A 13,606-nucleotide genomic window follows, 5' to 3' on the forward strand; every position below is an offset into this window, starting at 1 on the left:
CTCACGTGCCCGAGAACGGCACAATCCCATGCCTTCAGAGGCTGCAACCCGGATGCTTGTAGAGGTCCGCCTGGGAGAGATCGGGTGGGCATTGCGTCTTGGTGCCGCCGCTCTGGCCGCACGCCGCAGCCTTGATCTGGGAAATCGCGGAGTATTTGCCCTGGGAAACATGCACCCGCACGCAAACCTTGGTGCCGGCGTTCCACCACGTATTGTTGCCGCCGACGTCCTCATAGCCGCGCGCCTGCATTTCGCTTTCAGCTCCCGGTGCGCGCGCGCCCACGAGATCAGCAACGTCGGACGGGGATTTGGCGAAAGCGCCTGTTGCGAATGTCAGCGATATCGCCGCGAAAATCAGGGTTTTGCTAGACATGCGATCTGTCCTCCACAGTGGCGCCTACGGGCTCTTGAACTTGCGCCTGCAGCGCTCAAACCAGCTTGAAGCAATCGTCCGACAAAAGCCGGAACGGGCGATGGCTATCCGCCGCCCATGCGACGGCGGCAAGCCGTTTGGCCGTTGCGGCGTGACGCGGTTGAACCAGACGTCGAAGCCGCCGAGGTAAATTACCTAGCACTCATGTGACGATCGGGAAGTACGTAACTGTTAATTGTAACGATAACGGTCCGCGATCAGGAGAGCCCCCGCTAGCCCACCGCCGCAGGCTTGCGCCCCAACCGCAAGCCGAAAATCAACGGCACGGCGATCGCATAGACGACGACGACCGACAGCCAGATCGCACCCGGCCATTGCTCCCTGACGGCGAAGTAGAAGCTCGAGAACGCCAGCGGGCTGACGATCGAGGCAAGGCTCACCACCGACACCAGCACGCCCTGGAACTGGCCTTGTTGGCTGTCATCGACCTCTCCGGTCGCCAGCGCCTGCAGCGCCGGCACGCCGATGCCGCCGAGCGCGAAGACCGGCATGATCGCGAAGATCATCCAGCTCTCCGTCGCAAGCGCCATGACGATAAGTGCTGCGCCGACGCTGGCGACACCGGTCAAAATGGCCCCGCGCTCGCCGAGCAGTTTTACCGCCGGGCCGGGTAGAAAGGCCTGGGCAAGGGTCTGGCAGACGCCGAAGGTGCCGAGCGACAGCCCGACCCAAAGCCCGTTCCACTGGAAGGTATCGCCGCCCCAGAGCGCCCAGCAGGTGCCGTAGGCCTCGCCGGTGGCGCTGAAGATGAAGAAGATGACAATGATTGGCAGCAGGCTCTTCACCGAGAAAACCCAGCGCAGCGGCGCAAGCGGGTTCAGCGCCGAAAGATCGAGTTTCTCCCGGCTGGGCGTGCGCGATTCCGGCAGGATGAACAATGCCAGCAGCAGGTTGCAGCCGTTGAGGACCGCCGCCGCGATGAAGGGCAGCCGCAGCCAATGGTCACCAAGAGCGCCGCCAAGAACGGGGCCGATGATGAAGCCAATGCCGAACATGGCGTTGAACAGCCCGAAGCGGCGGGCACGCTTCTCCTCAGGCGAAATGTCGGTGATGTAGGCCATCGCCACGGAGATGTTGGCGCTCGTCAGTCCGGCAATGGCGCGGCCGATGAACAGCACGAGGAGATTGGGCGCAAAGGCCAGCAACAGGTAGTTGATGGCAGCGCCGCCAAGCGAAATCAGAAGCACCGGCCGGCGGCCGAGGCGATCGCTGAGCGCACCGAGCACCGGCGCAAAGACGAACTGCATGGCCGCGTAGAGCGCGGTCATTATTCCGATAAAGGGCGCGACGTTGTCGGTGTGGGTCACCTCCTTCAAGAGCGAAGGCAGGATCGGGAAGATGAGGCCGATGCCGACGGCATCGAGCACGATGGCAATGAAAATGACGATAAGGGGCCTGGTCATGGCACGCTCCGGCAGACGCAAGCATGCGAACGCCTTCAAGCGCCGATAGCTCGCGATCAGGGCTATGCACAATTCCCCGCTTCGGATCGATTCCGGCGGGAATTACGCAGCGAGTTTAAAGGCTTGCAGCGAATAGTGCGCCATAGGTGAAGCGCGACGCTACAAGGTGTGTCAGTTATTGATTTTGGGAGCCGCTGGCCGATCCCTGCCCAAGAGCGCAGGGATGACATGTGCTTGACCGCCTTGGACGCCAATTCGTCCACCTGTTTACTCCGCCACTGAGCGGATCAAGGGAAGCGGTCGCTTTTCGCGACGACCGACAATTACGCCGATCGGCCACGCGCGACAAGTCTCTTTTTTCGAGGGATCGATCACGATTGCCCGGCTGCATTCAGCAAGCTGTGACGCATCGGAAATGCACGTGCCGCAATCAGCTGAGCCGCCAGACCTTGACGGCAGAGATCAGCAAAATCACAGCGAGAGCCCGCAGCAGGACGCCGTTCGCCACGATGCGACGCGGCTGAAGAACATAGACGCTCCAACCGCGCCGCGCCGTATCCGCTGCTTCCGACTGCGGATGTCGATGCGGGCTTACTGCCCATGCTGCTTGCGCATCGCCTCGGCGATCTGTGCTTTGACGCCGTCTATTCCGAAACTTGCACCCTTCTGCATCGGCGGAAATTCGATCGCCGACTTTGCCAGTTCCTCAACTCTTTGCTGGACGAGGACAAAGCGCCAGAACTCGAACTTGTACCATTCAAAATACTCTTGCGAACCGACGTTGCCCTTGAAGAAGGCCGTCCGCTCGAACGGATCAAGGCGCAGGTTCACAACGGTCGGCACATCCAGCTTGATGGTGTTGCCGATCCAACCATCAGGCTGTTCCATGAAGGTGTATTTGTAGTCATCGATACGGGCCGCGCCGAGCACGCTTTCGGCGAAATACCAGATCTCGTGGCGGTTCGACGGGCCAGTTCCAGCGAGCAGGCTGGTCTGATCGTAGCCATCAAGGTGAACCTTGTAGGTCTGGCCACTGAGTTCCTTGCCCGCTCTCAGTTCGACGGCAATGTTGGTACTCCCGGCAGCGGCCACAAGTGTGGGGAACCAGTCGAGGCCGGACATCAGCCCGTTGCATATCGAACCCGGAGGAACATGCCCTGGCCACCGGATCATTGCCGGGGCGCGGAAGCCGCCTTCGTAGGTGGTGCCTTTTCCGCCGAAGAACGGTGTCTGTCCGCCATCCGGCCAGGTAAAGTTTTCCGTGCCGTTGTCGGTGGTGAATATGACGATGGTGTTGTCATCGTCGCCCATGTCCTTGAGCTTTTGCATGGTGTCGCCGACAATGTCGTCCAACTGGGCCATTCCTGCTTCATGGATGGTCCAGCCATTCTCCGAGTTGCGCATCTTCTCGTACTTTTCCGACAGATGCGTAACGATGTGCATCCGTGTCGGGTTTAGCCAAAGGAAGAACGGCTTGCCGTCGGCCTTTGCCTTGTCGATGAACTTGAAGGATAGGTCCCGAATTTCGTCATCGACCGTCTCCATGCGCTTCGGGTAGAGCGTGCCGGCATCCTCGATCTTCTGTTTGCCGATCTTGCCCCATCGCGGCATTTCCGTCGGGTCGTCCACTTCGGTGGCCCAGGAGTGGACCATGTTGCGCGGACCGACAACGTTCAGCAGTTCCTGCGGATAACCAGGATGCGCAGGGTCTTCCATCGCATCCAGGTGGTAGAGGTAGCCGAAGAATTCATCGAACCCATGAACGGTCGGCAGGAACTCGTTGAGATCGCCGAGATGGTTCTTGCCGAACTGTCCTGTGGCATAGCCCATCGACTTCAGCACCGTTGCGATAGTGGGCGCAGCAGCAGGCAGACCGATGGGCGAGCCTGCCTGTCCGACCGTGGTCATGCCGGTTCGAACCGGAAGTTGCCCGGTAATGAAATTGGCCCGTCCCGCCGTGCAACTCGCCTCGGCGTAGTAATCCGTAAAGAGCATCCCCTCTGCGGCAAGCTTGTCGAGATGGGGAGTGCGGCCCGCCATCATGCCGCGATTGTAGGCACCGATATTCCAGATGCCGACATCGTCCGCCATGATGACCACTATGTTTGGTTTCTTGCCGGCTGTTTGCGCCATCGCGCTGCGGCTCATGGTAACGCTCGCAGTGGGGCCAATTGCCGACATCGCCAGCAGCGACCCGCCGGTTAACAGTATATCTCTTCGCGTTGGAGTTGCATCGCTTGCCATGCTCATTCCTCCGTTTGGTCAGGCAAAAACAGAGCAACGCGCGGTGCGGCGGGATTGTAATGGGGAGGCCGTGGCTTCGGATTGCTCTGTCGTGAGAGCCGCGCGAAATCGCGTTCCTTGCCGATCCTGGCAAGGCCTGTCGGCTCGCCTGATCCAACACTATGCTACCACAAATGAGCCGATTGCAAGTCACGGTAGGTAACGGGCCCGATTAAAGCGACGCGGCCAAGAAATACAACTTAGGATGGAGTTCCTTGAGTGCCCAAAGATGCCTTGATGACACAGTAGCCGCAAGGTCGAAAGCGACCCTTGTCGCATTTGCTGTCTACTATGCTCTGGCGCGAAGCGATCAACGATGGTTCATTCAGTTCCGGCAAGCCCGCCGGGGCGGCGTCGGCTCCAAACACAACCCGAAAACCAACGGCACGCAGATCGTGTCGATAACGACGACCAAAAGAAACCGACATTGATGCATCAGGCACCAGGATGACAACGAAGGTGCCAAGTGTTGCATTTTGTGATGCAAATGAGAGTGCTTCAATCAGCTGTGCCGCCAGACCTTTGCGGCAGAGATCAGCAAAATCACAGCGAGGGCAGGCAGCAGGACGCCGTTCGGTACGACACCTAAAAGCAATCCACCGATGAAGGTGCCGACGATCGAGCCGGCCGCCATCATGAGGAGGAAGCGCGTGTTGCGTCTCAGAACGGAGAAGCTTTGGTCTCGACTGTATCGGGTAAAGCCGACCAGCATCGTCGGCAGGCTCACGGCCAGTGAAAGGCTGCCCGCCAGTTTTATGTCCGCGCCGAACAGAAGCACAAGGGTGGGTATCAGCAGTTCGCCACCGGCGACACCCAAGAGCGAGGCGACGATGCCGATGACGAAACCTGCCACGACGCCGGCAACGAGTTGCGCCGATCCAGTCAGGAGTGGCTGCCCCGCTGTCGCATCATGGCCCGCAACCAGAATGACCGCGATCACGACGAGCAAGGCCGCGATGACCTGATAGAGGGTTTCGGACCGGAGACGCGTCGCCCACCCTGCCCCGAACCATGCGCCCAACAGGCTGCCAGCGAGCAGATTGACCACAATGGACCAGTTTTCCGCAATTGCGCCAAACGGGACGGTGGCGGTCCGGAACGGCAGGGCTGTCGCAACGACGACCAGGCTCATCGCCTTGTTGAGGATGACGGCTTCCAGCGCGGCGAAGTTGAACGGGCCAATGAGCAGCGGCAATCGGAACTCTGCTCCGCCAAGGCCGATGAGGCCGCCGAGTGCGCCGATCACTGCGCCGCCGCCGAATGCTGCCGGCGCGCTGCGCGCAGGAGTGGTGGACGTGTTGGCAGAGGTTTTCATGAGCGATAGGAATATATCCAAATGTGACGCTTCGGATAGCCGACTGATGCTGACAGGTGTGCCACAGTATCGACTGTCTATCTCGTCAGCGAAGGAACCTTTTTGTGGATAGCAAGCTGCGCCGCGTCGTTCTCATCGTCGCCCTGTTGAACCTGGCCTATTTCGGGGTTGAATTCCTCGTAGCGCTTGCGATCGGCTCTGTGTCTCTCCTCGCCGACAGCGTCGATTTCCTGGAAGATGCGTCCGTCAACATCCTGATTTTCTTTGCGCTTGCCTGGACAGTGCGCAGCCGAGCCCGGGTCGGCATGGCGATGGCATTCATTCTGCTTGTCCCCGCGCTTGCCTTCTTGTGGACGGCCTGGGCGAAGTTCATGGACCCGATCCCGCCCGAACCCTTTGCCTTGTCGCTGACGGGCTTCGGCGCGCTTCTGGTCAACCTGTTCTGCGCCTACCTTCTCGTCCAGTACCGTCATACGAGCGGCAGCTTGACGCGGGCAGCGTTCCTGTCTGCCCGCAACGATGCCTTCGCCAACATCGCGATCATCGGCGCGGGCCTGGCGACGGCTTACCTGTGGCATTCGGCCTGGCCGGATCTGATCGTGGGGCTGGGGATCGCGCTGATGAACATGGATGCAGCGCGGGAAGTCTGGGAAGCCGCGCGCGAGGAACACGACGCCGTGGCGTAGTTCGTACCGGTTGGAGTTGCAACCGCGCGCCTTGCGCCACCCGCCCCGTTTCACACCAGGGCTTGGCCGAACACGCGCGACGGCCGGAGGCCTCAGCCGCGCCTTGCCGCCTCGATCGCGGCGACGTCGATCTTCCTCATGGTCATCATCGCGTCGAAAGCACGCTTTGCCTCAGCGCCGCCAACCGCAAGCGCCTCAGTCAGCACCCGCGGCGTGATCTGCCAGGAAATGCCCCACTTGTCCTTGCACCAGCCGCAATCGCTTTCCTTGCCGCCGTTGCCGACAATGGCGTTCCAGTAGCGGTCGGTTTCCGCCTGATCGTCGGTGGCGATCTGGAAGGAGAACGCCTCGCTATGCGTGAACGCGGTGCCGCCGTTGAGCCCGATGCAGGCAACGCCTGCAACCGTGAACTCGACGACCAGGACGTCACCCTGCTTGCCGGACGGATAGTCACCAGGCGCGCGAATGACGGCCCCCACAGCGCTGTCGGGAAAGGTCTTGGCGTAGAAGCGGGCGGCTTCCTCGGCGTCCTTGTCGTACCATACGCAAATCGTGTTCTTGGCCATGCCTGTCTTCCTCTCGCTGTTCGTTTCCCACTTGGCGGTTGAGATAAGGCGCTGCCCATCATTCTCCAGTCCGGGCCAGCCATTTGGGGAAAAGCCAAGCGGGCACAGAACCGGCAGGCCACACCTGCCCCTTGATCGCTTGCGAGAATTCAGTTCAGTTTGACGAGCGCCGGCGGCCAGTACGTGCCGTTCGCAACGCCGTCGAGCGGGCCATAAAAGCGGAACGTCAGGCGGAATTTTTGCCCCTTGGGGATCGGCAGCCAGTTTCCATCCGGCGCGTCGGCGGGCTTGTCGGTTGCGAAATAGAGCGTCAGCGAACCGTCCGAACCAAACTCCGGATGCGTCTGCTCATTGAGCAGGAAGCGGTTCAGAGGGTTCGGCAGAACGCGGAAATGGACATTGTCGACGGCGATGACCGACCAGAAATACTTGGCAAAGCGCGACGGCAATGCGTCCTTCGGGAAGGTCATCTTGTAGGCGTGATCGCCGGTCAGGTCGCCACCGCTCTCGTCCTTGCCGCCACGATAGTAGAGAACCTCCGGCTTGATGTTCGCCCAGATGCCGCCATTGTTGACCAGCGTTCGTGCCATGTAGTCCAGGCCGTATTCTCCAACCACGCCCGGTCGCGCCCATCCGTTGCGGATGACGCCATGGCCGATCGTCTGGCCTGCCTTGCCGATCTGCGCGAAGGCCTGTTGCTTGATGATGCCGTCCACGCGGCTGCGTTCTTGCGCATTGTCCTTGATCGCCGACGCGATCGCGCGCGCATCGGCCTGCCGTTTCTCAAGCCCGACGCTTAAATCCGGTTCGCCATCCAGCGCCGCGGCAGCGGCCTCGAACGCCTCCACACCCGGAAGCTTGTCGAGATCGAAAATCGGCGTCTTCGGGATTTCCGGCAGTTTTGGCGTGCCGGTCGCGCGCAGCTTGAAATCATGCTGCAGCGCCACGGCCCGCTCCGGATCGTTGCCAAGCGCCACGCGGGCCAGAACCCGGGCATGCGGCACCGGCAGATCGATGCGCATCATGTTACCGGGCAATTCGACCTTCGCGCCCTGAAGGCATACGGCAAAATCCCCCGAGGCTCTGCCGGGAAACAGGCGCTCGTTGATGTTGGCGAGCGTCTCGCCCCAGCCGTTCAGGAACTGGACCGTGTAATAGCGGTCGTTGATTTCGGGGACTGTGACGATGGTGCAGCTATTCTCGTCCACCGCGACCCAGGCCTCGGAATAGGCGACATCCAGGTTGGGATTGGGCCAGTCGACCGCGCCGGGCTTCCGGTGGATCAGTTCGTTCCACTTGAAGCCCTCCTGGAAGTCGAGCTGCTGCTGTCGCGTGATGAGCAGGCGGCCAAGAAGATAGATGTAGGCTTCGCTGACTTCCTCGTCGGTCGCCTGCTGAGCCAGCGCCGGAGAGCCGACCGACACGAGGCCGCACATGAGCAACAGGCTGACGGTGGACTGCAATCGGTTCATGGTCGCTCCTCCCTGTTTTCGCAGCGACGATGCGCTTTGCCGTGTCCCAGGGAAAGTACGTTACGGTTACATCGCCGCCGAACGGTTTCGGCTCACCAGCGCCCCTGCCACACGCGCGGCCAAACCCCTTTCCCGCTCAAGGTTAGGGGAAGATCGCTTCGCAGCCCCGCCCGGAGAATGCCTTTCGCCTGCGCTCATCCCGCCTGCGCCGTGCCATGGGCATGGATCACCGCGTCTGCCTCCTTGCCGTAGAGCTCCTCGAAGTGGTCGAAGCTCTTGGAGAAATAGCCGATCCCTTGCGTTGCCGAGCGCAGCGCCCGCGCCAGCTCGTCGAGAACTGCTCCCGGCACCAGCGCGCGAAAGACATCCCAGCCTTTGGCGGCTTCGTCGCGGTCGAAACCCAGCACCTGCCCCTTGTAGGTGGAAACGATCGGCACCAGGCTGCCGGAATAGATCGACGGAATGTGGATCTCGACGCGCACCACCGGCTGCATCAGCACGGCGGAGGCCTGCGACAATGCCTGGCGCACCCCCATCTTGGCGGCGGCGCGGAAGGCGAATTCGGAGCTGTCGACGGCGTGATGTTGTCCATCTGTCAGCGTCACGCCGACATCGATCACCTGGAAGCCGAGCGGCCCCTTCTCCATCGCCTCGCGCGCACCCGCCTCGATCGCGGGAATGAAGTTGCGCGGCACAGCGCCCCCTTTCACCGTTTCGTTGAAGCTGAAGCCGCCGCCGCGCTCGTTGGGGTGCACGCTGAGCTTCACGTCGGCAAACTGCCCGGCGCCCCCCGTCTGCTTGCGGTGGCGGTAATGCACATCGGAGGGTTTCAGCACCGTTTCGCGATAGGTCGGGCTCGGCGGCCGGTCGGTGACCCCCACATGGAAGACATCGGCCAGCGTCTTGCAGAGATCGCGCAAGTGCACCGGCCCCTGCACGCAGATCAGCTGCGCGCCCGTACCCTCCTCCTGCATCACCTTCAGGCTGCGATCGGTCTCGGCAAGCTTGGCCAGCGTGCCGGAAAGCTTGGTCTCGTCGCGCTCGCTGTCTGGCACCAGGATGCGCTCCAGCATCGGCGTCGGCGGCACCGTCCAGTCCGGGGCTTCGTACGCGGCCGTGGCGGTCAGAAGGGCCGGCACCGGCAAATGGTCGGATTTGACGGCGGCAAAGATCGTACCGGGCTCCGGCGTCCCTGTCGCAAGCGGCTTGCCGGTTGCCGGGTCCTGCACCGAGCCGACACCGCCACCGCCGAGCGGCGCCCCCTGCTTGATGCCACCGGAAAGTGCCCGCACCAGCACGGTCTTGCCGACATTCTGACGGTGGTAGGCGTGGAAGCTGACGGCGGCGAGGCCCGTCTCAGGGATCTTGCTTGCTGCGCCCAGCCGTTTTCGCAGCATGTCGACCGGCGGCGCCTCATGTCTCAGCGCCTTCATCAGCCGCAGGATGCCGTTGCTGTGGCTAGCAGCCCCGACAAGGACAGGAATGATCCGGTTTTCCCTGAGCAGCCGCGAAGAGATGGCATAGATGGTGTCGCTTGCCGGCTCGCGATCCTCGATCAGCTCTTCGAGCAGCCAGTCGTCGAACTCGGAGAGGTGTTCGAGCAGCTCGGCGCGCGCTTCCTTCTCGCGCTCCAGCGTCGTGTCCGGGATCTCGATCAGCGCCGAGGTCTGGCCCTCGCGATAGCGCCAGGCGCGTTCGGAGATCAGGTCGCAGCTGCCGACGATCCTGTCACCCTCGCGGATCGGCACCTGGCGCAGGATAAGCATGTGGCTGGAATAGTCCTGCAACGCCGCGATGACGTCGCGTAGCCGCCCACGCGGCTCGTCCATGCGGTTGACGAAGATGATGCAGGGCGTGCCCGATGCCTCGATGACCTTGAGATAGGGTGCCGCCAGCACCGCCTCCTCCGGCGCCGGCGAGACGCAGAGCACGCAGGCGTCGCTAGCCAGAAGCGCGTGCTGCGCATGGGCGAGCGCTTCGGTGGCGCCGGGCGCGTCGAGCGCACACCACGCCTCCTTGCCGATCTCGAATTCGGTGACGTTCAATCCGTAAGGTGACATGACCTTTCTGGAGCTTTCCCCCAGCGCAGCCAGTTTTTCCACCAGCGTGGATTTACCTGTCTGCGAAGGTCCAACTACCGTGAAGCAGCGCATCGGCGATCCTCCCCTATCGAGATCGCGAGAGCGCCGTGCGTTGCAACGCCCCGCCTCCTCTTAATTCTAGGGCAGCTTTCTGACTTTCAAAGGCGTTGCGCAAAAACGCAGGGCCGCAGCAGCGCGCAATACCGCGGACCACACGGGCGTCACCGCACAAACTGATTGCAAAACAGTATCAGTTTTGCAATAACATCACGCGGGAAACCAGACCCCTGCGCGTTGCACGGCGCTGCCGGACACTACGCGCGCCCGAAACGTCAGCATCGGAGGCCGTCCGCATGTCGCTCACGCTTTACCTGCATCCGCTCGCCTCTTTCTGCCACAAGGTGCTGATCGCTCTCTACGAGAACGACACGCCCTTCGACGCCCGCCTGGTGGACCTTCTGGACCCTGAGGAGGCGGCCCGCTTTGCCGAGCTCTGGCCGGTCGGCAAGATGCCGGTTCTGCGCGACAGCGCCCGCGACGCGACGATCCCCGAAACCTCTGTCATCATCGAGTATCTCGATCGCCACTATCCCGGCAGCCAACCGCTGATCCCTGGGGACGTCGACGCGGCGCTGCAGGCGAGGCTCTGGGATCGCTTCTTCGATCTCTACATCCACGTGCCGATGCAGAAGATCGTCACCGACACGCTGCGCGGCCCCGGCGAGAACGATCATCGCGGCGTCGCCGAAGCCCATTCGGCTCTTGGTGTCGCCTACGGCATGGCCGACCGGCATTTCTCCGCCAACGCCTTCGCCGGCGGCGCCGCCTTCAGCCTTGCCGATTGCGCGGCGGCGCCAGCGCTCTTCTATGGCGGTATCGTCGAGCCCTTCGCCGACAGCTACCCGCACCTGTCGGCCTATTTCGAACGGCTGCTCGAACGCCCGTCCATGCGCCGCGTGCTGGCCGAAGCACGGCCCTACTTCCACATGTTTCCCTACAAGGATCTCATGCCGCCGCGGTTTCTCACCGGCGGCTGAAGTCGGCCGCCGGCGAACTCCAGGATACGGACTGAGACTACTCGACCTGCTTCGGCGGCGTGCCGATTGGGAACGCGATGGTGACGAAGCCGGCGGTGCCTTCCGGGCGGTTCTTGGCTGCGAATTCCTGGAAGACCTTCAAGGTCAGCGACACGGGCGTTTCGGCCACCTTGAAATTGTAGCCGAGCGTACCGCCGACGGCGGCGATGCGACCCTTGAAATCGCCGAGCCTTGCCCCTGAGCCACTATCGCCCGTCACCTGCTGGTAGAAGTAGCCGGCGACACCGGCGGAAAACTGCGGGCTGAAATGCTGGGTAACGGCCCATTCCGCGTGGAATTCCGTGCCCGTGCGATAGTTCGTCGCCGGGTTCTCGCCGTTGAAGGTAATACCGGTGGCACCCGAAAGATCGAAGCCGGTTTCCGGGTTGAACCACGTGCCGGCAAACGTCAGGTCGCCTGCCCAGCGGTTGAAGGAAATGTTGGCAAGCTCGCCCTTCTGGTAGTCGCCGATCGGAATGTTGAGGCTGGCATTCGCCGTCCAGTGGAAATCGCCCTCATGCCAGCCGAGCGAGGCGCCGAGTACAGGGTCGCCGATGGTAAAGACCGAGTCGGAGGCCGAGGCCGAGCGGCCGGCACGCGGGGCTGAAAGCGTCGCGTCGACATTGGGCCCACCGAAGGGCACGATCGCGCTCAAACCGAGATTGCCGCCAAGCACCTCCTCGGGCATGACCCAGAGGCCGGTGCCGAAGACGCCGACCAGGTTCGCCTTGACGTCGCCGACGATCTCGCCGCCGAGGGGAAGCTGCTTGTTGCCCTTGAGCTCGCCGACATAGAAGTAGGTGTCGTTCTGGAAATAGGTTCCGGGCGGCGCAAGCAGGCCGGCCAATGGGCCGCGGGCACCGAGCAGATAGAAGCCCGCGCCGTTTTCGGCGGCCTCGGCCACCGAAAACGGCGCGATTGCCAATGTCAGGCCAGCGGCAACAGCCGACGCGGAAGCTAGGCTTTTGGCGTATTTCATGACAGTGATTCCCCTCGAATCTCAGCCGGGACGATACCATTTCACCGTGTGTGAGCCAGCCCTAAGAAAACGGGAGGTCACTTTTGGGTCACGCGGGAAGCCGTCTGCGCGCAACTCGCGCCCGCGGCCTTGCAGCCGCCCTCGGCGCCGCTACCTTACGCCCGACGCCTCGCCTCTCGCTGTAGGGGCGCTTCGCCCCGTCTGGCGACATCGACCAGCAAAGGAGCCTGACCATGGAATACCGGCTGCTCGGCCGCTCCGGCCTGAAGATCTCGACACTGACAATGGGAACGATGACGATCGGCGGCGGCGGCAAGTTCGCGCAGGTCGGCAATGTCGGTCTCGACGAAGCCCGCCGCTATGTCGACATGTGCCTCGATGCCGGCGTCAACCTGATCGATACAGCCGACATCTATTCCACCGGCGGCTCGGAAGAGATCATCGGCGATATCCTCGGCGGCAAGCGCAAGAACGGCGTGCTTGTCGCCACCAAGGCCCGCTTCAACATGGGACCGGGCCCGAACGATGGCGGGCTCTCGCGCCATCACCTGATTGCCGCCTGCGAGGCGAGCCTCAGGCGGTTGAAAACCGACGTCATCGATCTCTACCAGGTGCACGAATGGGATGGCCAGACGCCGCTCGAAGAAACGATGGAGGCGCTTGACACGCTCGTCCATCACGGCAAGGTGCGGTATATCGGCTGCTCCAACTATTCCGGCTGGCACATCATGAAGGCGCTCGGCATCAGCGCGCTCGACCGCCGCCATCGCTTCGTCAGCCAGCAGATCCACTACACGCTCGAGGCGCGCGAGGCCGAATACGAGCTGCTGCCGATCAGCATCGACCAGGGGCTCGGCGTGCTCGTCTGGAGCCCGCTTGCCGGCGGCCTGCTTTCCGGCAAGCACCGGCGCAACCAGACGCCGGATGGCACCCGCCAGCTTGCCGGCTGGAACGAGCCGCCGATCCGCGACGAGGAGCGGCTGTGGAAGATCGTCGACATGTTGGTGGCAATTGCAGGCGAACGCGGCGTCTCGCCGGCACAGGTTGCGCTTGCCTGGCTGATCGACCGCAAGGGTGTGACCTCGGTGATCATCGGCGGGCGCAAGGAGGAACAGTTCCGCGACAATCTCGCCGCCGCCGGCCTGAAACTGACCGACGAGGAGCGCGAATTGCTCGATGCCGTCAGCCTGCCGCCGGTGCTCTATCCCTATTGGCACCAGCTGCGCAGCGCCAAGGACAGGCTCGGCGAGGCCGATCTGTCGCTGCTGGGGCCGCATGTTTGAAAATGCCAGGTTGCAGTCTGGACAAAAGC

At 62.5% G+C, this 13,606-nt stretch carries 11 protein-coding genes; 3 read left to right on the plus strand and 8 right to left on the minus strand.

Going from position 1 to position 13,606, the window contains the following annotated elements:
• Nucleotides 1-34 precede the first annotated feature (34 nt).
• The 4 genes from AC07UR_RS11490 to AC07UR_RS11505 form a co-directional block, all read right to left on the minus strand.
• Nucleotides 35-373, minus strand: a complete 339-nt coding sequence (locus tag AC07UR_RS11490; RefSeq protein WP_173420424.1) for a hypothetical protein — start codon at nt 371-373, stop codon at nt 35-37.
• A 272-nt stretch (nt 374-645) separates the two neighbouring features.
• Entirely contained in the window at nt 646-1,836 is a 1,191-nt protein-coding gene (locus tag AC07UR_RS11495; protein ID WP_209790845.1) for a TCR/Tet family MFS transporter, read from the minus strand.
• Nucleotides 1,837-2,427: 591 nt separating this feature from the next.
• The gene (locus tag AC07UR_RS11500; RefSeq protein ID WP_209790844.1) at nt 2,428-4,080 is read right to left on the minus strand and encodes an arylsulfatase; all 1,653 of its coding nucleotides are present in this window, start codon (nt 4,078-4,080) and stop codon (nt 2,428-2,430) included.
• A gap of 541 nt (nt 4,081-4,621) precedes the next feature.
• Nucleotides 4,622-5,434, minus strand: coding sequence for a sulfite exporter TauE/SafE family protein (locus AC07UR_RS11505; RefSeq protein ID WP_209790843.1), 813 nt, complete (start codon nt 5,432-5,434; stop codon nt 4,622-4,624).
• A gap of 104 nt (nt 5,435-5,538) precedes the next feature.
• Between AC07UR_RS11505 and AC07UR_RS11510 the strand changes: the two genes are divergently transcribed.
• Nucleotides 5,539-6,120, plus strand: coding sequence for a cation efflux transmembrane domain-containing protein (locus AC07UR_RS11510; RefSeq protein ID WP_209790842.1), 582 nt, complete (start codon nt 5,539-5,541; stop codon nt 6,118-6,120).
• Nucleotides 6,121-6,212: 92 nt separating this feature from the next.
• Here the strand turns inward: AC07UR_RS11510 and AC07UR_RS11515 are convergent, their stop codons facing one another.
• The 3 genes from AC07UR_RS11515 to AC07UR_RS11525 all read right to left on the minus strand — a co-directional run bounded on the left by AC07UR_RS11515 (nt 6,213) and on the right by AC07UR_RS11525 (nt 10,311).
• Entirely contained in the window at nt 6,213-6,686 is a 474-nt protein-coding gene (locus AC07UR_RS11515) for a VOC family protein (RefSeq protein ID WP_209790841.1), read from the minus strand.
• Nucleotides 6,687-6,835: 149 nt separating this feature from the next.
• Entirely contained in the window at nt 6,836-8,158 is a 1,323-nt protein-coding gene (locus AC07UR_RS11520; protein WP_209790840.1) for a DUF1214 domain-containing protein, read from the minus strand.
• A gap of 194 nt (nt 8,159-8,352) precedes the next feature.
• Complete coding sequence (locus AC07UR_RS11525; protein ID WP_173420431.1) at nt 8,353-10,311, minus strand: elongation factor G; 1,959 nt, start codon at nt 10,309-10,311, stop codon at nt 8,353-8,355.
• 281 nt (nt 10,312-10,592) lie between these two features.
• Between AC07UR_RS11525 and AC07UR_RS11530 the strand changes: the two genes are divergently transcribed.
• Complete coding sequence (locus tag AC07UR_RS11530; RefSeq protein WP_209790839.1) at nt 10,593-11,276, plus strand: glutathione S-transferase family protein; 684 nt, start codon at nt 10,593-10,595, stop codon at nt 11,274-11,276.
• A gap of 37 nt (nt 11,277-11,313) precedes the next feature.
• Here the strand turns inward: AC07UR_RS11530 and AC07UR_RS11535 are convergent, their stop codons facing one another.
• Entirely contained in the window at nt 11,314-12,294 is a 981-nt protein-coding gene (locus AC07UR_RS11535; protein ID WP_209790838.1) for a SphA family protein, read from the minus strand.
• Between the two features lie 233 nt (nt 12,295-12,527).
• On the opposite strand from AC07UR_RS11535, the gene AC07UR_RS11540 reads away from it, so the two are divergent.
• Entirely contained in the window at nt 12,528-13,577 is a 1,050-nt protein-coding gene (locus tag AC07UR_RS11540; RefSeq protein ID WP_209790837.1) for an aldo/keto reductase, read from the plus strand.
• Nucleotides 13,578-13,606: the final 29 nt, after the last annotated feature.

It is taken from the genome of Ensifer sp. GW821-FHT05G01 (assembly GCF_059419585.1).

Excerpts from the sequence above, each read along its gene's own strand:
- AC07UR_RS11490 (WP_173420424.1), bottom strand. The coding sequence starts at position 373 with ATGTCTAGCAAAACCCTGATTTTCGCGGCGATATCGCTGACATTCGCA.
- AC07UR_RS11495 (WP_209790845.1), bottom strand. The coding sequence starts at position 1,836 with ATGACCAGGCCCCTTATCGTCATTTTCATTGCCATCGTGCTCGATGCC.
- AC07UR_RS11500 (WP_209790844.1), bottom strand. The coding sequence starts at position 4,080 with ATGGCAAGCGATGCAACTCCAACGCGAAGAGATATACTGTTAACCGGC.
- AC07UR_RS11505 (WP_209790843.1), bottom strand. The coding sequence starts at position 5,434 with ATGAAAACCTCTGCCAACACGTCCACCACTCCTGCGCGCAGCGCGCCG.
- AC07UR_RS11515 (WP_209790841.1), bottom strand. The coding sequence starts at position 6,686 with ATGGCCAAGAACACGATTTGCGTATGGTACGACAAGGACGCCGAGGAA.
- AC07UR_RS11520 (WP_209790840.1), bottom strand. The coding sequence starts at position 8,158 with ATGAACCGATTGCAGTCCACCGTCAGCCTGTTGCTCATGTGCGGCCTC.
- AC07UR_RS11525 (WP_173420431.1), bottom strand. The coding sequence starts at position 10,311 with ATGCGCTGCTTCACGGTAGTTGGACCTTCGCAGACAGGTAAATCCACG.
- AC07UR_RS11530 (WP_209790839.1), top strand. The coding sequence starts at position 10,593 with ATGTCGCTCACGCTTTACCTGCATCCGCTCGCCTCTTTCTGCCACAAG.
- AC07UR_RS11535 (WP_209790838.1), bottom strand. The coding sequence starts at position 12,294 with ATGAAATACGCCAAAAGCCTAGCTTCCGCGTCGGCTGTTGCCGCTGGC.
- AC07UR_RS11540 (WP_209790837.1), top strand. The coding sequence starts at position 12,528 with ATGGAATACCGGCTGCTCGGCCGCTCCGGCCTGAAGATCTCGACACTG.